This is a genomic window from Phaeodactylibacter xiamenensis, from assembly GCF_000759025.1.
Classification (GTDB): domain Bacteria; phylum Bacteroidota; class Bacteroidia; order Chitinophagales; family Saprospiraceae; genus Phaeodactylibacter; species Phaeodactylibacter xiamenensis.
Genome location: NZ_JPOS01000026.1, coordinates 11,356 through 32,073, shown reverse-complemented (window position 1 = coordinate 32,073; position 20,718 = coordinate 11,356). Strand labels below are relative to the sequence as shown.

At 52.2% G+C, this 20,718-nt stretch carries 12 protein-coding genes; 1 reads left to right on the top strand and 11 read right to left on the bottom strand.

Features of this window, described 5'->3' with window-relative positions; all coding sequences use genetic code 11:
* Window positions 1–334: 334 nt before the first annotated feature.
* From brxL to IX84_RS10925, 3 genes are all read right to left on the bottom strand, one after another.
* The gene (gene brxL, locus IX84_RS10935) at window positions 335–2,368 is read right to left on the bottom strand and encodes a BREX system Lon protease-like protein BrxL (RefSeq protein ID WP_152605006.1); all 2,034 of its coding nucleotides are present in this window, start codon (window positions 2,366–2,368) and stop codon (window positions 335–337) included.
* Window positions 2,368–4,866 carry a BREX-1 system phosphatase PglZ type A gene (gene pglZ / locus IX84_RS10930; RefSeq protein ID WP_044220130.1) on the bottom strand — a complete coding sequence of 833 codons (2,499 nt, stop codon included), beginning with the start codon at window positions 4,864–4,866 and terminating at the stop codon, window positions 2,368–2,370. Before pglZ ends, brxL begins: the two co-directional genes overlap by 1 nt.
* A gap of 132 nt (window positions 4,867–4,998) precedes the next feature.
* Window positions 4,999–6,297, bottom strand: coding sequence for an AAA family ATPase (locus IX84_RS10925; protein ID WP_044220128.1), 1,299 nt, complete (start codon window positions 6,295–6,297; stop codon window positions 4,999–5,001).
* 183 nt (window positions 6,298–6,480) lie between these two features.
* On the opposite strand from IX84_RS10925, the gene IX84_RS10920 reads away from it, so the two are divergent.
* A complete protein-coding gene (locus IX84_RS10920; RefSeq protein WP_044220127.1) occupies window positions 6,481–6,702 on the top strand; it encodes a hypothetical protein in 222 nt (73 codons plus the stop codon).
* A 325-nt stretch (window positions 6,703–7,027) separates the two neighbouring features.
* Here IX84_RS10920 and IX84_RS10915 read toward each other — a convergent pair whose 3' ends face one another.
* The 8 genes from IX84_RS10915 to brxC form a co-directional block, all read right to left on the bottom strand.
* Window positions 7,028–8,335: an IS1380 family transposase gene (locus IX84_RS10915; protein ID WP_044220123.1), complete on the bottom strand. Its 1,308-nt coding sequence runs from the start codon at window positions 8,333–8,335 to the stop codon at window positions 7,028–7,030.
* A 101-nt stretch (window positions 8,336–8,436) separates the two neighbouring features.
* Window positions 8,437–8,706, bottom strand: coding sequence for a hypothetical protein (locus IX84_RS10910; protein WP_152604997.1), 270 nt, complete (start codon window positions 8,704–8,706; stop codon window positions 8,437–8,439).
* Between the two features lie 211 nt (window positions 8,707–8,917).
* On the bottom strand, window positions 8,918–9,655 hold the full coding sequence (gene istB, locus IX84_RS10905) for an IS21-like element helper ATPase IstB (RefSeq protein ID WP_044220117.1): 738 nt from the start codon (window positions 9,653–9,655) through the stop codon (window positions 8,918–8,920).
* 26 nt (window positions 9,656–9,681) lie between these two features.
* Complete coding sequence (istA, locus tag IX84_RS10900; protein WP_160213725.1) at window positions 9,682–11,220, bottom strand: IS21 family transposase; 1,539 nt, start codon at window positions 11,218–11,220, stop codon at window positions 9,682–9,684.
* A gap of 155 nt (window positions 11,221–11,375) precedes the next feature.
* Window positions 11,376–12,011, bottom strand: a complete 636-nt coding sequence (locus IX84_RS10895; protein WP_152604996.1) for a hypothetical protein — start codon at window positions 12,009–12,011, stop codon at window positions 11,376–11,378.
* A gap of 800 nt (window positions 12,012–12,811) precedes the next feature.
* Window positions 12,812–13,300 carry a hypothetical protein gene (locus IX84_RS10890; protein ID WP_152604995.1) on the bottom strand — a complete coding sequence of 163 codons (489 nt, stop codon included), beginning with the start codon at window positions 13,298–13,300 and terminating at the stop codon, window positions 12,812–12,814.
* Between the two features lie 204 nt (window positions 13,301–13,504).
* Window positions 13,505–17,101 (bottom strand): BREX-1 system adenine-specific DNA-methyltransferase PglX, encoded by a 3,597-nt coding sequence (gene pglX / locus IX84_RS10885; RefSeq protein WP_044220105.1) that lies wholly within the window; start codon window positions 17,099–17,101, stop codon window positions 13,505–13,507.
* Window positions 17,102–17,155: 54 nt separating this feature from the next.
* Window positions 17,156–20,716, bottom strand: coding sequence for a BREX system P-loop protein BrxC (gene brxC / locus IX84_RS10880; protein WP_044220103.1), 3,561 nt, complete (start codon window positions 20,714–20,716; stop codon window positions 17,156–17,158).
* Between the last annotated feature and the right edge of the window lie 2 nt (window positions 20,717–20,718).

Genomic DNA, 20,718 nt, shown 5'->3' with positions numbered 1-20,718 from the left:
CGGGGTGACTATATCGCCCTTCCAGTTGTAAACACTTTGCATGCCCAACCTCGAGAAAGGCAGCATCTCCCTTTTCGTTCAGGATTCTAAACTTCGTTATATACCCTTTGTCATCCCGGGTGCCCTCTAAAATTCTTGAAAAAACGCCTTACGGATAGCCCTGATCTGTTCGCTCTATTTTTGCAGTGCCTCCTTTTTGACCTACGCCGTAATGGGTTACTTTTTTAAAGGGCTGTTTGTGCTGTTTTATAGCCAAAATACTTGTTTTTTTCCAAAAGTATTATCTCTAACACATAAGGGTTAAGCGTAACGACCTAATTTCTACACTTAAATCCTACACCCGCACATAAGTCACCTCAAACCCCTTACACATCCGCTCCTCCTGTAGTGCATTCGCCAAGTTGAAAGCGTCCTTGTAGTCGTAGCGCTGGAAGATGTCCAGCCCGCGGTCAAGCAGGATTTTCCAACCGGTGTCCGTTTCTATGGAGCGGGCGTGCTGGGTGCCCTGTGGTTCGATCTCATAGTCCATATCGATACCGGTGCCCTGAAGATTAGTCTGGACTTGTATGAGGAGGCTGTCCGCTTCCTGTTTCTCCCCTGACTCGGCGTTGGTGAATACCTTTAGCCGGATTTCATCGCCGACCGGCTTGATCCGGTATAGCATTTGGCAAAACTCCATTAGTTTTTTGACCTGGTGGAATTTGCGGAGGTAAGGGTCGATCAGGTGTATTTCGGTGGCGCCTTTGAGATAGGGTGCAAAGAGCCGCTGATAACTAATGCCTTTCTGGTTTTCCTTGATCACGATGTGCTGCTCCTCGGGCTCAGGGGCTGAGGGTGCCTTGCCTGGAGTAGCCTGGTCTTCAGCCGTGGTGGTTTCTTCTTCCTCTTCGGACATCTGGCGCACTAAATTATACTGAAGCTCTTCCAGGGTGAATACTTCCACCCGCTTGCCGGTCTCCAGGTCCTTATAAGCAAACCGTACCTCCCGCTCCCGGAAGGTCTCGTCCATCTTCATGAGCTGTAACTTGACGCGGCGGCGGCTCTCGATGGCAAACTCCAACAGCGCTCTGACCTCTTCTTTTGTACACGACTGGTGCGGGTACAATACTTTCATGAGTCCGCTAAAGGTCTTTTGGATGGCTACCTTGTCACGGGTGGTGATGGTGTCGTCTAATTTGAAGTAAGCATTGTAAGCATCTGAGTAGTCCAGCGTACGCATGTACCGCAACACCTCAGCTAAGTAATCCACCACAAACCCAAAGCCCTGGGTAAACATCTCTCCCCGGATAATTTCCACTTCCCAGCCGGGCAGATAACTGTGCAGGCGATCCAGAAAGGCCGTATCGTAATAGGCCGGGGGTAACTGCTCGAACAAATCAGAATGCTTGAGCATGTATGCCACCGACCGCTTGGTATTGCCTATGAAAGACATGGAAGCCTCTGCCCCCATTGACTCCCTGCCCCGGCTGAAACTCTGATTGGCCATATAGTTTTTCATGATATCCACCAATCCTTTGGGGATGCGCTTGTCCGGGCCGGCAAACTCATCGAAGGCAACGGAATCCCAGTAACCGACCAAGCCAATCTGGCCGGTGCTGTTGTTGACAAACAGCTTAGCGGCTGTGACTTCGCCTCCGGAAATCAGCATGCCGTGAGGCGAAAACTCTGAGAAAATATGGGACTTGCCCGTTCCCTTCGGCCCCAGCTCTATGAGGTTGTAGTTGCGCTCGCAGAAAGGGATCAGCCGGGTGAGCTGCAGCAGCTTATTGCGTTGCCCGAAGTGTTCCGGGTTAAAACCAATGCTTTGCATCAGAAAATCAGCCCACTCTTCCGTTGTAAACCGGGCTCTTTGCTGCTTGTATTGCTCAAAGTCAAAATTGGACAACTGTATTGGCTTGACTTTTTCAATCAGCCAGGGCGTAGCATCCCGCTCATCGGAGGGGAAGTAAGCCATATCGATCAGGCACCATACGCCACCGGTGAGCAGCTTTGGGAACTTTCGCACCCAGTCGTCTGATATGACCACTTTGCGGAGCCCCAGATTGGTAAAGGAGGCCTCGTGCACATCCCGGCGATCATTGAGTGCCACGGTGATGCGGTCAATAATCCGGTAATTGCCTTTATCCCGGATGGTGGACTTGACCAGCTCGGCTTCCTCCCGGTGCACATAGTGCCGGTTGATGATCTTGCGCACATTTTCGACGCCCTTTTCAATGGAGGCTTCATCGTCTGTAGCGCAGTACTGCCCCAGCAGGTATTCCAATACGTAAGTCGGGACCACAGCATTGCCTTTGACTTTAGCGGTAAGGTCTTTGCGTACCACACGCCCGGGAAAATGCTCGTTAATCTTTTCGTCTAGTGTAGGTATCATAGGTCAAATTCATCAAAGTCTTTGTCAAAAGCGATCAGCATGGTGAAGGCGTACTCCTGGTAACGGCTGCCCGACTCGTCTTCCATCCGGAGGTAAACTTCCTGATTTTGGAACTGCTCCGCTTCCTGGGTGAACTGGAACGTCAGTTTCTGCTCCCTTAAACGCTCTTCTGTGGCCGTGCTGCCGAAAACAACTTGATGTGCATCGGAGATCAGCTTTCCGGAAGGCGCTACAAAACTAATCCTTAAAGTGCGTGGACGGGCCTTGCCGCCTACAGGCTGCGTTTGATAGAAAGAGAGTACAACCTGGTAGGTGGTAATGCGGCTCACCGTTTTGATGAGTTCCACATCCACACCTCTGATTTCGTCTGCCTTGTTCCGCGTCTTTTTGAAATGGATCAAAGGCACCAGGCACTCCTGTAAACTTAGCCCTCCGTGGACGTACCGGCTGCCGGAACCAGACTGCCGCATGCGGTTGACGGAATTGGAAAAGGCCACTTCGAGATTCCCGTCCAGCTCTAACTCGGCAGCAGCCGATAGCGTAACGCCTTTCTCCGCCGATAATCCCTGCCCTAATACAAAGCGGCGGTCCTGCTTATGGATATCCCCTTGCACCTTCACGTTGGAAAAGTCGCTCTCCGCGATGGGGGTGTACTGATACAGATATCCATGATCGGCCGTGATCAGGACATTATTACCATTGATATTCGCAATTTTAGTGAGCAGCTCAATGATATGCTCAAACTCCTCCTCTGTGCGGCGGAAGACTTTTTCTTCCTCCTGTTCGCCCGCCTTATCGATGGTGTTGGAATAAATGTACACAACCTGATAGGGCGCTACCCATTTGCGTCCGGTGTGAGAAGGGGATGCGGCTTTCTTGAAATCTGCTGCTGTAATGGCAATTGCTTTCCCTTGTGCTGCCTGCTTCAGTATTTTATCCCGGTTGCGGGTGCCCTGTGTGCTCACGCCATCTGCCCACACCACCCCGTCCGGCTTCAGCTCCAGCTTTTCATGAGGCAATAGCGCAGCCATCCCCAATTGAGTATAGGTCGGTGCTGCCGCTACCATGGGCTCCAGGCTAGCCTCAAACCGGCTCACTTGCATCAGCCGGTCCGTTAATTCTGCCCCTGATTCGTAGCGCAGGGCATCTGAGATGATGACAAAGATTCGGTTATCGCGGTCCAGAAAGGGCTGTACCGCCTCTTTCCAGAACTGCCGCTGCTGCCGAATACCGATCCGCTTCAACCCGGCGGCATTGCCCAGGGCTTCCTGCCAGCGGTCACCCAGCCTGAGCAGGAAGCGATTGGTGTACAAGCGCTCAATCTTTTCCTGCAACTCCAGGAGCAGCCCCTGTTCCCCCGCCTGCTGAAAGCTCAGGATGAAGTTGCGGTAGCGCATATCGATTTGATACAGCTGCTTGCTGTACCGCTGTGCAGCATCCGGGGCGTCATCGAAATGCAGGTCTAATTTATCCTGATCCTGCAGGAACAGAATAGCGTGCTCCAGCGCCTTGTAGTGCGCCTCATACGTTTCCGCCCAGTAGGTGAACCGGCGGCGGTTGATATACACCAGCATTTTTTTGTAGTCGGGCTGATCACTAAGGAGGTTGTCCCTTATCTGCCGGAGTATATGCTGATCGAAGGCTTCATAAGTATCGTAATCGAGCAGGTCTTGTACAGGGCTGTCCATAACCCAGTCCTGTACACGCCACTCTTCCGCAAACCGGCGGGAGAACCACTCAAAGGCTTCTTTTTTGGAGGCACTGTCCTTCCAGCGCTTCATGAATACCAGGGCGTCATTATTCAGCCTTGGCGTTTCGCGCTCCAACAGGGGGCTTGTTTCTGTCTGAAACAGGGCTTTGGCAACATCCAGTATGGAAGGCGACTCCTGCTGATAACCGAAGCGGCGGCGCAGCGCCTCCCAAAGCGGCGGCAATAATGCATATTTCTCCAAATCCTGAAAGCCGGGCTGTTCCTGCCCCCCTGCGGCTTCTGACAACAACTCCAGCAGCATAGCTTCCGCCTCAGGAGGGGTCCCCAGGGTAGCAGCGATGATTTTTTGAGCATAACGCTGCGGCGTTTCCTCCGCCGGTCGGGTCAACCGCTGCAGCGCTGCCCGCCGGTCTTTGGCCTGAAAGAATGCAATATGCTTAGACACCAATGGCTTGAATGCCATATCCAGCCCCAGTTCCTGCAGATACATAGCCGAGGCATCCGTAGTGAAGACATGGTTGGCCAGGCAAAGGTCCAGGAGCCAGTTGTGCTCATTTTCCGGACGGGCATAGGGAAAGAAAAGCAGGAATTTTTCCTTAGGCGCTTTTCTGAGGACCAGGTATTTGATCCGGAATTCATCGTGCTCTACCTTAATTTTATTGACCTCAGGCAGCACGACTGTATTGAACTCGGACTCCATTTCCACGGCTTCTTTGCCGCCATACCAAAGGACAATATCCTCCTTTTCGAAAATCTGCTTAAGGGAATGCTCTATTTTATTCATGCACGGGTTTTGTAGTCCGTGCTAAGCTAAGGAAAATAGGGAAAACCTTAGCCCCGTGCAATTAGATATTGCCCACCAACCGATATCTAAACGATTGCCTTTATATTCTTTCTTCTACGCCTGCTCGTATCCCTAATTTAGCTCAATGTAGTAATCTCCCAAATTAGGCACAGCTCTCAATCGCCCACTTTTATAAGCATTCAGCACATTCGAAGTGTCCCGTACCACAGAGGTGTCAAAATCTGCCAGAGAATAGAGCTCGGTAGCCCCGGCTTCCGATTTATTCGTAAACCAGATGGCGTCGTTTCGGAAAATATCCCGGTTATCCAACAACTCCCGGTAGTGGGTGGTGGCCAGCAGCTGTGATTTTTCAGCATTGATCAAAAAAGACAGGATGAAATGCAGGTACAAGTCCGGGTGCAGAGAGGACTCCAACTCATCAATTAGGATAATATGCTCGTCTTTGAGCAGCAACGCCAGCAGACCGGCGAAACCATAGTACCGTTTGGTCCCTTCTGATTCCATCTCGAAGGGGAGACGGAACTGCGCCCCTCCTACCGTATGCTGCAGCTCAACATCAACTGAGGTGATCTTGCCTTTTTCCCTCAGTGTCTTAGCGGTGCCGCTTGACAGCTCTTTCATCTGGCTTTCCAGAAAGTCGATCAAACCATCCGGAATCGGCAATTCTTTATCTTCAAACAGAATGTCTGATACATTGAAATCCGCTTTCTTCAGGATGCTGACGACCGTTGCCTTGTCAATTGATCCCTCCTTAATCCTTGCGGTAACGAAGTCATCCAGCTCGGTTTTAGTGTAGACCATAGGCATCAGATACTCCTCAAACCACGCTACGGCTTCGCTTAACTCGTGAAGTTTAGCATTGATCTTCAGAAAGCCTCCCAGCACTGTATTGTTCCAAAGGGTGTTGGATTCCAACGCTTTTCTCAGCGCTGCATTGGTTTTGATTTTGCTGCCAAAGGTGATCTCTGTAAACTGATGCTCCAGGTCCGTTTTCCGTTTGAAGACATTGGCTTTCTTAGGCGCGTAGAAGTCCAGCCGCTCACTGACAATAGCGCTGCTGTTAAATTCCACCGCATAGTCGTACCGGACCTCATTATGAATGAAATCAATGGACAACCGGGCAGGCTGCTTTTGGCTTTCTTCATCAAAAAGGAAGGGGGTAAATTCCAGTTCGCCGGTCTTTTTGTCCTCGGGCTCTAAAACCAGCTTGCGCAAAAAGTGCAAAGCCTTTAAAATCGTCGTTTTACCCGAAGCATTCGCCCCGTATATTAATCCCAATTTGAGCACCCGGTACCCGCCCGCTTGGATGACGTAGTGATCTTCCAGGTGGTCTGATTTATCTGCCTCAAAGGTAAGCACCTGCTCTTCCCCGACGGGCCCAAAGTTTTGCAAACTGAAATTCAGGATCATTTTTTGACTCTATTTTGTAAATACCTTACAAATATAGCCACAAAAATAACTAAAATTAATTTCAGGGTGCCCAGTCTCCCATAAAAACAGAAAAACCGCCCAAAATGCGTTTGTCCTAATCTATGTGCTAAAGAAGGATTGATCAACATCCGATTTCTGAGTATTTTTAACAAAAATCAGACCATGGGCGCAGCAAAAAAATTGACAAACCTCCAAATAGAACTGCTCGAAGTCTTTAAATACGACTTGAGTGAAACGCAACTAAAAGAGATTAGGGCACTTCTGGCAGATTACTTTGCGGAAAAAGTAACCCATGACATTGATCAGTTATTTGAAGCTAAAGGATGGGGAGCTGAAAAAATTGAAGAGTGGTCAAAGGAACATATGCGGACAAAGTATAACTGATCATGAAAGTTGTCCTTGACACCAACGTGCTCTTGATGTCTTTGCCTGAAATTTCAAAATACCGATGGTCAAAGCGTAGCCTTACCTAACCCGGATTATTCACGGCATGGAGTTGAAATTAAATTTTAACTCCATGCCGCGCTGATTTTATCAAAACTACTCCTTGGCTCCCGGTCGGAATAGAATTAATTTTTCTTCGCCAAGAATTTTTTCTCATTTTGCCGGAAAAAAGCCGAAAATGATGAGCCAAGGGCATAGCCTTCCCTCCAGGGCTTGCCCCCTGTAGAAAAAACCCCCTCCTTGTTGACACCTGGCTGGCGAGCCACTAACACTGCATCATCACTTCTCGGAACAGGTTCTGTTGGGAAAAGGCTCGCGAAAAACGAATGTGTATCCTGCGAACCGTTTCATGAACCTGGGCAGCTACTTTTAGCAGATATAGCCGGATAGACTGTACCGACCAGGCCCAGGCTTTGGCATGAGCCGTTTTCCGGATCAGTCCCCGTAAATTGCGCAACAACTCATAAGCCAGGCACGACAGCATTAGCCGGAAGAAGTTGGCACTGAAACGATGGCAACTGAGCCGGTCTGAAAAACACATGTTCTTCACTTCCTTGATCCGGTTTTCAGAGGCCTCTCCGCGTTGCACATAAAAATCTTTGTATAGCTCTTCGGCATCGTCGTCGGCAAAGTTGCTAACGATAAAACGCAGATTCATGCCTTTGCCCGTCGATTCAATTTTGGCATATACTTGCTGAGGGTTATCCCAGGAATCAGCCTGGTAACTGAAGGGCCCTACAAACTTTTGATGCCGGGCCCCCTTTTGCCCATAGTGCTTATTGACCCAGTCATAAGATTTCCGGACCGCCGCTTTCAGGCGGGGGTTAGATGTAAGGCCAATGCAAAAATCAAGGTCTTGCTCCTCCACTACCTCATAAAAACCAGGGCAGGAAAAGCCGCCATCAGCCCGGACGATGATTTGAATATCCCCAAAGCGCTGGCGGATTTTCCTGGCGATTACCCGCAAAAACCTGTCATTCCATTTATTGGAGTGTACGTTGCCGGGGCGCAATACCGGCAGGATGATTTGCCCCGTTTCCCCATCTATATAAAACAGCTCATTGAGCATCCACTGCCAGTAGTAGCCGTGAAACAAACTGCCCTGCTGATCTCCATGGGTAGGGTCGTCGGTACAATCCACATCAATGATCACATACTCTTTATCAGTGGGCAAACTAGCCACATACCGGTCAACCCACCACTCAGCCAGCCGGTACACGGCGCCCATGTTCAGGCTGTTTTCCAGGCGGCTCAGCGTTGGTTGAAAACAAAAGCCGTTATCCATTAGAGCTTTCAGCAAGGGGTCTTCCTTGAGGTAATCTACATCATTACAATCTTCGTAACCGCAAGCCAGCAGCATTACCCGTTGCATTATCAGCTCTTCAACACTGTAAGTGATCAGCTCAGGGTCGCGCCGGTCGGGGACCTGCTCACTGAACGCTTTGATCAATTTTGATCTTCTCGCCAGTTTGTACAGAAGGCTAAAGCCTCCATCTGAGCTGGTTTCCTGGCCCGAAAAATCGAAGGTGTATTGTTTTTTATTCTGATAAAAAGCCGTATTTTTATTACTCATTTTTGGGTATGGAGTTTTTATATTTTTTGAAGCCTAAGCAACTCTAATATAAGAACTTATACCCTTTTTTTATGCCTTGCCGTGAATAATCCGGGCTAAACCTATTCAGCTAGTATAATCAACCTTTCGCCCAACACCACCTCCAATTCCACCACCTCCCGAAGCCGCCAGTCATAAGTGCCGCCCAGCCGAAGGCTGACCTCTGCTTCGGTTATGCTCAATGCCCGGGCAAGATCACTTTCCGACCAGCTCCGCTCCTGCAGAAGGGTATAAATCCGTTGGGAAAGGTCCAGATTCAGGCTCACAAAGCGTTCGATAGGCTCCGGGCCCTGCTCTGCAAAGAAGCTGGGAATATCAGGGTAAGTGTTCATGTCCAGACCAACATCGATAAGGGTTCGGCAGTTCCCGGAGGCTACCCCCCACAAATTTTGCAGGCTACGCCCTCTCGGCTGCATATTCCGGAGTCACTGACCCCCTCTATCCGGTCTCATTGACCCCCACTGACGAAGCGCTGCTTGTCAGGATCAAAGACCTGTTGATAACTGAGCACTTTTGCTCTGGGCGGGGATGTTGGTAAGTTAGTTACGAAGATAGGTTATTTGTTGATTTCCTCAAGCTTTCGCCCCGCAGTTCTACCCGGTGTGCCCTGTGCACGAGCCTGTCAAGGATAGCGTCAGCGATAGTAGGCTCATCAAAGTACTCGTGCCATTTGGCCACAGGCAGCTGCGAGCAGATCAGGGTTGCGCTGTGCTCGTAGCGGTCCTCTAGTATCTGGAGCAGCAATAGCTTGACTTTGTGGGAGATGGGCTGTAAGCCGAAGTCGTCCAGGATAATTAGCCTTGCTTTTTTTAAGCGGTTGAGCCATTTGATGGTGGACCCGTCAGCCTGTGCCAGCGTGATTTCCTCGCAGAGCCGGTTCATATTGAAGTAGAGCGTGCGCAGCCCAAGGGAACAGGCATGGTGCCCCAGGGCGCAAGCCAGGAAAGACTTCCCGCAGCCGGTAGGCCCGGTAATCAAGAGGTTCTCGCCCCGCTCTATCCATGCCCTTTCGCTGAGCTTTGCAAGCGCTGCGCGGGGCAGGTTGCGGTGCTCCGAGCATTGGATGTCCTGGATGTTAGCCTGGTAGCGCAGCTTGCTCAGGCGTGTATACATTTTCATGCGCTTGGCCTGGCGGTGCTGCTGTTCGGCATCGATGAGGCGGGCGACAAGCTCGTCGCCCTGGAGCTGTTTGTTAATGGGGAGCTGAAGGACAGCCTGGTAGGCGTCTGCCATGCCGGCAAGCTTAAGCTCCCGCATCAGTGTCAAAGAAGCATTGGTCATGATTATTGATTTTAATGGATTAAATGTTATTGATAAGCCTTTGGGCCGCGGATGTTGCTATGCTCAGGGGGAGAGAAGGCATCCAGCTGCTGCGCCTGCTGGTCAAGCTTGCGCTCGAGGATGTTCTTGAGCATGCCATAGGATGCTTTGCCAGCGCCCCGGCAGCGCACGGCAGCCCTTTCCAGCCTCAATGGGGTGTATTTTTTGCCCAGGGCCAGGATGCCCCGGCAGGAGTTGTAGCTCTGGCTCTGGTGGGCACGCGAGAGGAGCACCTGCCCCATTGCCCATTCAGTAGCCGGGCCTATCTTTTGTGCCTGCTCTGCAAAGTAGGCAGCGTCATAGCCCTGGGCTTTGCGCCATTCCTTGTGGCTGCGGGGCATGTGGGCTTCCTGGGTCTGGTAGAGGTACGTGCCGTGTGGTGGCAGCCGCTGGTGCGAAGCCACGCGCTTTTGCCCCACAAAGACTTCTACAGCCCTTGAGGTGTAGATGACATGGGCTTGCTTGCCTACGTACTGGTAAGGCACGGAGTAAAAGTTTTTCTCTTCGCCAAGGAAGACATGGTAGTTGCGCTGGACTTTTGCAGAGGCGCTCTTCTTGGCTTCGAAGCGGTGGCTGGGCAGGGCCTGTAATAGCGGCTTCTCCTCTGCCTCAAAGCAAGACAGCCGGGAGCCCGGGCGCTTTTGGAAAGCCAGGCGGTTGTGCGCTGCCACAGCCTGGGCGATAGCATAGTTCAGCTCGCTGAGGCTATGGAAAGAATCGTTGCGCAGCGGCGCATAAACACGCTTGTAGACCGTGCTGACCATATTCTCTACGCTGGCTTTGTCTTTTGGCTTGCCTGGGCGGGCAGCTTCAAGCCCGCAGCCATAATGGGCTGCAAGCTGTACGCAAAGCTCATTGAACTCAGGCTCATAACGCTCCGAGCGGGTTACAAAAGCCTTGAGGTTGTCCGAGAGGATGGCTTGCGGCACGCCGCCAAAAAAAAGCAGGGCCTCAGTGATGCCGTGGGCTAAGTCCAGCACTTTTTGGGAGGGCAGCGCGACAGCAAAAGTATATTGGCTGTAGGGCAGCACCGCTACCAAGACCTGGCAATCGTGCACTTGCCCGTCTTCCCGGCTCACCCACTGCATTGTCTTCCCTGCAAAGTCCAGGTACACTGCATGGCCTGGCTTATGCGAAAGGGCCATCGACAAGCCTTTGGCCTGCAGGTGCCGCCTGAGCCGCTCGCAGAACTGGGTGTAGCCATAGCCATCTGGGTGCGAGCGCCGGTATTCCTGCCACAGCAGATAGCGGGTGACGCCCACTTTCCTCAGCTCTGCGCACCAATGCTCCAGCTGGGCGTCAAAAGCCTGCTCCCGGAAAGGGCGCGCTTTAGCTGCAGGCTGGCACAGCGCTTCTTGCAGCGCCTCATCTTCAACGGCAAGGGCCTGGGCTACAGTGCCGTAGATGGCCTCTGCACGTTGTACATAGCCTTTAACGGTGTTTTTGGATACCTGCAAGCGCCTGGCTGTGCGCTTGTAATAACCACAGGCATGGTAAGTCTCTAATATCTGGCGTATCTCGTCCATACGTTTGGTTTTGCTCTTCATCCAGCCGTTTTTTTGGCTAGATTAAGGATTAAAACCAACATCGCCCGCGCCTTGCAGATGGGGGTCAGTGACTCCGGAATGTTATTAACACTGGAGGGGTCAGTAAGACCGGAATGTTTTCCACATTTAGGGGGTCAATGACACCGGAACAGGGGGGTCAGACCAAATCGGAATAGGGGGGTCAATGGGACCGGAATACGCACTCGGCTACTCCCTGACCGCCCCTTACAGTTTTGATAATAGCGGCAGCCCCTGTTATGGCGCTTACCGGTTGAGCTGATCCAGTAACTACCCGTGGAAGTGGAAGGAGACTTGTAGGACGATCCGTAGCTCGATGATGAACGGCCGGATGTGCCGGAACTTCCCGACAGGTTGAGATCATCCGGATAATGATATACATCAATTTTGTCAGAAAGGCCAGCGTACTGAAGGGCTGAACCCAGCATAATCCCATATTTGTAGTCGCTGCGGTCTTCGATGATCAGAATGATGCCCGGCTTTTTATTGAGCTGCAGCCCGTACCAAAGAGATTGGCCAATGCTGTTTTTCCATTTGCTGGCCCGCTCTACTTCAAAGGCATGCGTAGCGGTGACCAGGTCTGCCCGCCCGCCCTGAACAGACACTTCCTCCCGGCAATTCCAATGCCGGGCGATCCGGCTGATCACGTCAGCTTCAGACCGGATTTGGGCATTTGCACGTTGGAAAACAGTAGTGAGTAGCACGATCAATACAAGAATCCATCTAAACTTCAACATCCGCGCTGTGTGCATAAATCTGTTTTATATGAGGCTTTATCTACATATCCTCAAAATCTAAAGCTCAAAATATTTAGGGCAAACGCACCAAACTAAGTTTTCATAAAAACGGGCGATGAAGGCTCTCAGGCGTGGCGATTTAGTCTGTTCTTTGCTTTAAGCCAGCCACTTACGGGCCCGTTTTCATTACCTAAAATAGCGCCAAACCGACCGGCAACGCTCGAAATCCAGGACCGCACTCAGCAGCCACAGCCTGGCCCCGGCATTGCAGCGTTTAGGGAAAATCGCAGGCAGGCGACGGCCATGCAGTGGCGTGAATACACTGTTTGAGCCAACATGCACTATCAACGTGAAAAGATAACATCAAGCTATTCCCTGCGCCACCTCAACCCAGCATGCAAAAAGGCGAGTTTGTAGGCGCGAGTCGCCTGCCTGCGATTTTCCCGTTAAGAACGATGCATAGCCTTGACTTTTTGTTTCTTTTGCGTCAAGGCAAAAGAAAATGGAAGATTTGCCCAAAGCTAAACCCACCGGCAACGCTCGAAACCTAAGACCAACCTAACAAGCACGCCCGGCGAAAGGAGTGCGCCGGGCGAGGGTGAGCGCCCAGGTGCCGCCTACCAAGGGCACGGCCGATTTGCGGGACTCCTCCGTCGAACATGCAATTTCGGCAGCCGCCACCAGCTCTTACGTGTTCCGCGACATGTTCCGAACGTGCTCCAATCACATTCAAATTTTGGTGCGTTTGCTCTACAATATAATAGTCTGGCAACCTGTCCGCTTCTAAAGACATTTAGCTTATTGGAAGTTCCAGACTACTCCATTTTATCAAGTTTCTGCTCCAGTTTCTGAATCTTCTCTTTCAGGATTAAGTTCTCTAAAAAACACTCCCTTGCTTCCCAACTTCCATACCTGTCTAATTCCTCCAAAAGCGGGATCAGGTCCTCTTTTAAAAACCGGGGGCCTTTCGTATTCGATTTGTAGGTATAAATCTCACCCTTACGGTTATCATAGATCAATATCTTCCTACCATAGAAATTAGAGTATCCATGATCTGTGTCTATGTAATTCACTACAAAGTCTCCCTTTCTTAGAGGCAACGAATTGCCTTCCCGATCAATTATTTCATACCTGTACCAATGGATCTTATTTGACTTGCCCTCATAAGTGTTATCATAGTAGGCTTTCAAGAAAAACTCAACTCTCGGAATTTGGGTGATGGCTGATAATTTCTCCTTTTTGATGACTTCCCCGTTTTCCATTATGCCTTCTATACAGGTCTTTCGCTCCAGATTCCATCTCAATGAATTATCCTGTTAGTCAAATAACATCTTAAGATCAACAAACCGCCCCGTTACGCCTAATCCAATAGCGACCAAATAGGGCTATAAAACAGAAAACCCGCCAAACATGCGCATTCCGGTGAAACCGGAAGAGGCGAGGCGGGTTTTGATGCAGTAAAGATGCTGGTTTTACCCGTTAATGTCAAGCCAACCGAGGGCTCCCCCTCACACCACCACCCCCCAGTCAAAATCCACCCAGTCAAAGCTTTCCACTTTTTTGCGGGCTTTGGCATCGTTGAGGCTGGTGACGGTGAGGACGGCCCGGCCCATCTTGTTGTAGTTGACCAGCACGCCGTCGTCCAGGTCGAGGGGGAGCTTGCGGGCGGCGAGGGGGTAGAGGATGTCGCGCTCGTACTGCCGCACGTCTTCCAGTATGGTGTCGATCTGATCGATGTCTTTTTGGGCCTGCGTCTGCTCGCGGGGGCTGCCGTCGGCCTTGAGGGTGATCTCCACGAGGGTGATGCGCTGGGCTTCGAGCTTGCGGATGAAGTCGCGCACGTAGTCGTTGAGCAGGCGGCTGACGGTGTCCGGGCGGTAGCGGTGCACGTACACGAGGGTCTGAAAGTGCTTACCGGGGGAGCTAAAGAGCCAGTAGATGGGGCGCTTCTTATAGCGCTTGAGGTGGTCTTTGTAGAACTCCCGCACAAAGTAGCTGCGGATGTCCCGCCCGAGGGCTTTTTCCACAAACTGCAGGTTGGCTTCGAACTGCTCGGGGCCGAAGGCGGCTTCCAGAAAACGGCGGAAGCGCCCGGCCACATCGTCCGGAAAGTAGTCTTCAGCCAGGAGGGGGATGATGCCGTCTTCGTCGGGCAGGAAGGTGGCGGTGTCGGGGCTCGTGCCGGTCTTACTCCAGTACTCGGGCAGGCCTTCCCCCGCATTGGCGAGGATGAGCCCGTCTTTATCCAGACTGTAGCGCCCCATCATGCAGCCTACGGCGTAGCTGATGAACTGGGCGAGGACTTCGGTATCATCGAATACGAGGGCGTCCTGCACAAACTGCTGCCGGGCGGCGCTGCCAACCGGGCAGTCCTGCCGTTTGGACAGCTTTACCGTGGCAGCTTTAAGTGCCTTGCGGTCGAGCTCCTGCTGCAGGATGGTGATGTCTTCGAGGGGGACTTCCGGGCTGAGTTCTGCCTGTAGCCCGTAGAGGTCGATGAAGATGCGGTTGAGCGCCTCTTCCTGCGCGTGCAGCTGCGCAAATTGCTCCCGCCAGTGCGCCTGATAGGTGGCGTAGGCTTCGGACAGGGACTTGACACCTCCGCCGAGCAGGGGATGGCGCTGAAAGTCCCAGGAGGTTTCTTGGGAGTCCCAGTCGGATTTACTTAACGAAATACATGCCTGCGCAATGGCTTGGACTTCATTACTATTCGCTTCTTCAACCGGCAAATTACTAAGAGCTCCCTCTCCATAGTCTAAAGTAGGAGAAACTACTCTTAGTAGCTCAACTGTAACATTACTATTTAGTAGCCCTATTAAATATACCAATTTTACATCTTGCTTAGATACTAATAATGAACCATTTGATTCAAACAAATAGGATGCTTTAGAATACCGAAATGAAGGCAAACCTGATGAAATCTTCGTCCAGCTAATCCCCTCTTTGAAATAATACTTCTCATTTTGAGGGCGCGATCTTAACTTCCCATTTTCATCAAACAAATTTTTAATAAGAAATCCATTATTTTCCCAGTTGACACAATGCACAACATTTCCAAACCACTTTCGAAACTCACCTCCTTTGTTGCACAAAAACCACTTTTTATTGATCTTTTCTTCAGGACACTCATAGTAATACCTCAGGAATTGATTATTATCTCCTGTTTTAAAGCCTTGTTTTAACCAAGCATAATGACCTAATTCCTTCTTTTCCTCAAAAGCCTTACTAATCTTCTCACTCACCCAATACCCAATCGGGCTGCCCGGGATTTTTTGGAAGTCTTTCTGCCGGGCGTGGCACCATAATTCGGAGGCATCTCCAGTCTCAATAGCAGCAGCAGCCTCTTCTTCCTTTTGAGAAGCCGACTTGAAATCGGTCAGGCGCAGGTAGATTCCTTCCTCTTCCATGGGCGGGATATTGCAGAAGGTAAACGCTGTACTTTGCACCACTTCGCCACCAATTTCCGGGAAAGCGCGAGGCCCCAGGTGCAGCATCGTATCAAAATAAGTCCCCTGAATGAGCTGCTCCCTCAGCTTTTCGTAGCTGCTCAGGAACATCCAGCTATGCTGATTGATCATCCCCAGGTATCCACCAGGGTGCAGCATAGCCAAGCCGCCTTCCATAAAGCAAGCCATGAGGTCGCTTTTGCTCGCCGGGTAGTTTTGCTTGACGAATTTCGCCAGTGCCTTGTTCATATTCCCACCTCCCATATAGGGCGGATTGTCCACCACGCAGTGCACCTGCTGCCCCAGCTCCTGCAGTTGCTGCAGGGCGGTGTGCAGGTGCTGCAAGCGGGTACGCAGGAAGACATCATTGGTCGCCCGGGCCTGCGCTACTGCTTTTAGCGCCTGCCCAATTTCCGCAGCATCCGCCTGCGGCTGTATCAGGGAGCCGAGGTTGGTAGCCTGCTGCAGGTGTTCCAAATCCGTGCGCAGGGCATCCGAAGGCTGCAGCCCGCAGGCTTGCAGGGCTTCGGCCGTTTCCTCCGCACTCAGCGGCAAATCCAGAAACTGCAGGATGTGCGGGCGGGCTTCTTTTCGGAAAATACGGCGGTGGTAGCCCCGGGCTTTCATCATCAGGGCGAAGCCTGCAAGCTGTGCCGCCCGCTCATCGATCTCAAAGCCACGCAGGTTGTGCTGCAGGATGAGCTGCGGGATTTCGCTTTTGCCGTAGCCTTCCTCCTCGTACATGAGGGTGAGCAGCTCAAAGGCATACAGCAGGATGTGCCCGCTCCCGCAGGCTTGGTCCAGAAAACGGATATCAGTCACGCTCTCGATGCGCAGGAAGTCGGCCGCCTGTGCCGCCGGGGAGTCGATATAGTAAGGCATGTGGGCGCGCAGCCCGGAGTTGGGGCGGTTTTGCAGCCACAGCTTGCCGAGGGTATTCTGCACCATATACTCCACAATCCAGCGGGGCGTAAACAGCTGCGTGGCGGCCGGCAGGTCAGCCGGGGCCACCCGCCCCTTGGCGGCAAACACCGCATCCTTTTTCTCCGAGATATAAAACTGGTACAGCCATCCGATGATCTCCACATTTTGGGCATCGGTGCCCGACATACCCTCCCGCACATCCTGCACGATGCTCCGGGCGCTGAGCAGGTCATTGGGCACGAGCAGCTCGGTATAGTCCTGCAGGCGCGGAAACATAAAGGGCATAGCGCGATGCCATTGGTTGCAGGCGGCAATGAGCAGCAGTTGGTAGGCTTCATTCTGCGGGTCGGCCGAGGGCAGCTCCCCGTTGAGCAGCTGCAGCACCCGCTTGCGGTCCACCGGCAGGTCCTCCTCGATCAGCCCCCGCTTGGCCTGCTGCAGGATTTCCGGCAGGGTCTCCCCATCGGCCGGGCTGAGCACCCGCGGGCGGGTGTAGTCGTTGGCATCCATAAAGCGCAGGGCCACGAGGCGGTTAAACCAGGTGTAGGCGACTTCCTCCACGAGGGCGGCTTTCCCTTTTTCCTCCAGCCCCCGCTTCAGTTGGTCGATTTGCTGCTTGCGTTCCCGCTGTTCGAGGCTATCGGTACGCAGCACCTGCTCCAGGCGGTTGCTGATTTGCTCGATCAGCTTGCGGCGGGCGTCTTGTGCGAAGGATTTGAGGGTAGTGGTTTGCATGGGTGGTTAGGGTTCGATTAGGGTTAGGAATTGTTTGACTTGCAGGAGCATAATTTACAACATAATATCCCGGTCCTTCTCCAGCTGCTCCAAATAGGCCGCCCGCAGTTGTTCCAGGTAGGCCTCCACATCCTCCGGCTTGCGCAGGTAGGGCTGTGGGAAGTGTACCTTGATGTGGGCTGCCCGAATGAACTTCCTCGGCGGCTGTACCGGGCGGGTGGCGCTTGGCGCAGCTTCCCCTGTTTTAGCAGCAGCAGTTTGCGGGTTCACCTGTGGTTCAGGCGCCGGAGCAGACATCTGATACAACCGGGAAAGGCATTGCGCATACTGATGTTCTTCAAACTGCCGCACGAAATCCCGCAGGTTGGCGATGTGTGTGCTGCGGTCAATCTCTCCCATAGCCAGGTCAAAGGGGCGCAACAGTTCCGACTGCTGACTTTCCGAAAGGCTTTCAAAATGATCGACCTGACAGAGCTTTTCGCGGAGTTCCTGAATAACAGCCCGGGCTTTGTTCTTTTCGGATTCAAGGGTATCCCGCAGCAGGCGCTTGCATGTATCCAGTTGCTCCTTGGCCAGTTGCATTTTTTGCCCGGCGTAGGGGCGGCTTTCCCCGGCTACCATTCTTAGTGCCTGCAGTTCCTCCTGATCGATGTACTGATTGTTGGCCTGCCCTCTTTCCAGAAAAAGGGTGATGTCATCGAATATCTTGCGCTGCTGCCCGGCCATAAAAGACTTGATGGGGTCCAGCGTGTCTTCCTTAAAGTCTATCAGCTCGTCCTCAATTGCCTCAACCTGGTCAAAATACTTATTGTAGTTGGTCGCCGCCAGCTGATCGAGCTGCCTGGCATAAGGCTGCAGTACCTGCAAAAAAGGGTAGCGGTCCTGCTCCCGCAGCAGCTGCGTCAGCGCCGTGGCTTCCTGCCGCAGCCGCTTTTGAAAAGCCAGCGCGGCATCCTTGGGGTCATTCCCTTCATTGGGCTCATTGAAAAGCTCCCGGTGCAGGTCTTTGAGGGCTTTAAGGCTGCGGGCATCCACTTCCGGCAATGGCTCTATGATGGTCTGTGGGCGCAGGCGGATGTTGGTCATATTCTGGAAAGCCGTTTGCTGATCCAGCAATTCACCATTCTCTTTCAGTTCCAGCTTATTGCGGACCATCAGGCGGGCGGTCAGGCAGAGAGTACCCATTTCCGGCCAGCCGTAGGGCGCTTTGCTGAATTTGTCGAGCAGGGCAGAGATGGTGAGCCGCTCTCCCTGCCGGTTGCTTAACAAGGTGTGATCCAGCAGCTCCCGTTCTGCCTCGCTCAGGCTTTCATCGGTATGCCGGAACAGGTCATCCGCCTGACTTTGCAGAATATTTTTTAGATCCTGTTCCGTGTAACCCTGCTTCAGCATGCGCAGGTTCGGAAAAGCATAGCTGATGAGTTCCTGTAAACCTTCCGTCACCCGGTTACGGGCATTGGAAGATGGCGGGGCAGGCAATTCCTCCCCGTTGAGGATTAGTGTAGCCTTGCCCAGCATCCGTTCTGCGCGGGCGATCAGGCTTTTATACAGCTGATCATTGCTGGCTTTCTTGCGCTGCAAAATCTGATGGACTTCCTCTTTGAGCTGATTGGAGGTATTCTGACGGAAGTACTTGTCGACCTGTTTGTACATACGGATGTCTTTCAACAGGCGGTCGTCGGCCGGGAGTAAGGCCAGCAGTTCCCGGGTCGCCATAGTATGGGACTTCAGAATATCCGTGGCACCAAAGTGTTCGTGCTGCGGGCTGATGATATTCAGGCTGAGTTCTGCATCGCGACCAATCAGGGTGCCATCGAGCTTACGGGCAAACGAGTAATCCTGCTGATTGTCCTGATAGCGGATTTTGGTATCCCGGAACACATCTTTGTAGAGCACCTGTGCCAGCATTTCGTTGACTTCGGTGGTATCGATGGGCGTGTGCTTGATCTCGTTTTCTATATCCTTCTCAATATTGGTCAGGTACTCATATTCCTCTCCGTTACGCTGTATGTACGTTTCGTATTCCAGCCGGTTGAGGGCTTCCTGTACGCGCTTTTCGTGCTGATGCAGGTCGACCTGAAAATCCTCGATAAGCAGGATCGCAATATGCTTAAGCGTTGGTCGGAAACTCTTGACGAACTTGACCAGGAACAGCGCTTTGAGCACCCGCACCTGAAAAGGGTCATCCACCAGATTCTTTTCGGCTTTTTGTACGGCCGATTGTATTTCGCCAAGCAGGGAGCCCTGAATGCCATCGTACATACGGTCGAAACTGGCAATTTGAGGCACCGGCATGCCATTGGCAATCATACTTTTGACCACATCCTGGAAAACGCCCAGCATGGAGCGCTCCCCTACCGACTGATGCTTCCCCTGGAAGGCATTCTGTACGGAAAGCCCTCTTATGCACTCCTGAAACAGGGAGAACTGATAAGGCAGGAAGGGGTAGGTGCGCAGAAAATGGGTATCACTTTCGTAGCCCCGGTAGGCCGTTCCGCCTTCGCTAAAGTGGAAGAGTGTTTTGAAATTGTTCTGTTCGGCCTCGTATACCGGCTGCAGCCGGCTTAGCCCTTCTTCGTTTTTATCAAGGAGGCGGCGCTGAATGACCTCGTCCACATTCCCGCTCGTCAGGTTGACCCGGCAGGCGAAGCGGGCCTGAATTTTGGAGAAGTCATTGCTTTGCTGATCAGAAACCGCGCCTACCACGGCATCAATATCCTCCTGGGAAGTTACGAATATCCAGGCCTGCCCCTTGCAATGGGTGGCTAATGACTCGGCAATGGTCTGCAGATTGGTCATCAGCTTGGTATTGTCGGCGATGTACTGCCCCACCTCGTCCACAAAAAAGTTCAGGCGAAAGCCAGGCTCCTGCTGATCGATATAGTCTTTGACCATCATGGCAAAGGACTCAATGGAGACCTTGTAATCGTCCCGGTAGCGGTCGATGTAGCGAGCGGCTTCCTCTTTTGCGATACCTTTCACTTTTGCCAGCGCCTGGGCGAACTCGTCGCCGGCCATTTTCAGGCGGTTGCGCCTTTGTTCCCAGCTTCTTCCTTTGCGGTCCGCACTTTGGAAAGCCGCTTTAAAGTCCTCGTAAAGCCCCTCGCTGTCGAGGTCGCGCTCCAGCTCCGCCACATAACCCAGCTTCGGGTAATAGCCCTGCATTTCATTGAAGACCTTCACGAATACCGACAGGACGGCATCCTCCTGGTCCTTGCTGATGATGTCGGCTTTTTGGTCGATGTTAAACAGGATACTTTTGGAAGGGATGCCTGCCGCTCGCTGCAGTTCGGCTTTCAGTAGGGCGTCATCCACTTTTTCGCATAGCAAATCTGCTGCCTGATGCCCGTCGAGGGTACGGTTTTCCAGCAGCAGGGAGAGCATTTTAAGCAGGTGAGACTTACCGGAACCAAAGAAACCGCTAATCCATACGCCATTAATACCCGCGTAGTCATTGTAGTAGTCAATGAAGTTTTGGGTCAGTTTTTTGCGGACTTCATCCGTGAAGACGTATTCCCGGACTTCCCGGAGCAAGTGCTCGTCGTCGTCGGCTTTGATAACCCCCTCAATGGGGCGGGTAATGTCCTGCTTGAAAATGTCTTTTAAATGGGTCATAT

Bases quoted from the DNA above. Each gene is read 5' to 3' on its own strand.
- pglZ (WP_044220130.1), bottom strand. From the start codon at position 4,866: ATGAATAAAATAGAGCATTCCCTTAAGCAGATTTTCGAAAAGGAGGAT.
- IX84_RS10925 (WP_044220128.1), bottom strand. From the start codon at position 6,297: ATGATCCTGAATTTCAGTTTGCAAAACTTTGGGCCCGTCGGGGAAGAG.
- IX84_RS10920 (WP_044220127.1), top strand. From the start codon at position 6,481: ATGGGCGCAGCAAAAAAATTGACAAACCTCCAAATAGAACTGCTCGAA.
- IX84_RS10915 (WP_044220123.1), bottom strand. From the start codon at position 8,335: ATGAGTAATAAAAATACGGCTTTTTATCAGAATAAAAAACAATACACC.
- IX84_RS10910 (WP_152604997.1), bottom strand. From the start codon at position 8,706: ATGAACACTTACCCTGATATTCCCAGCTTCTTTGCAGAGCAGGGCCCG.
- istB (WP_044220117.1), bottom strand. From the start codon at position 9,655: ATGACCAATGCTTCTTTGACACTGATGCGGGAGCTTAAGCTTGCCGGC.
- istA (WP_160213725.1), bottom strand. From the start codon at position 11,220: ATGGACGAGATACGCCAGATATTAGAGACTTACCATGCCTGTGGTTAT.
- IX84_RS10895 (WP_152604996.1), bottom strand. From the start codon at position 12,011: ATGCACACAGCGCGGATGTTGAAGTTTAGATGGATTCTTGTATTGATC.
- pglX (WP_044220105.1), bottom strand. From the start codon at position 17,101: ATGCAAACCACTACCCTCAAATCCTTCGCACAAGACGCCCGCCGCAAG.
- brxC (WP_044220103.1), bottom strand. From the start codon at position 20,716: ATGACCCATTTAAAAGACATTTTCAAGCAGGACATTACCCGCCCCATT.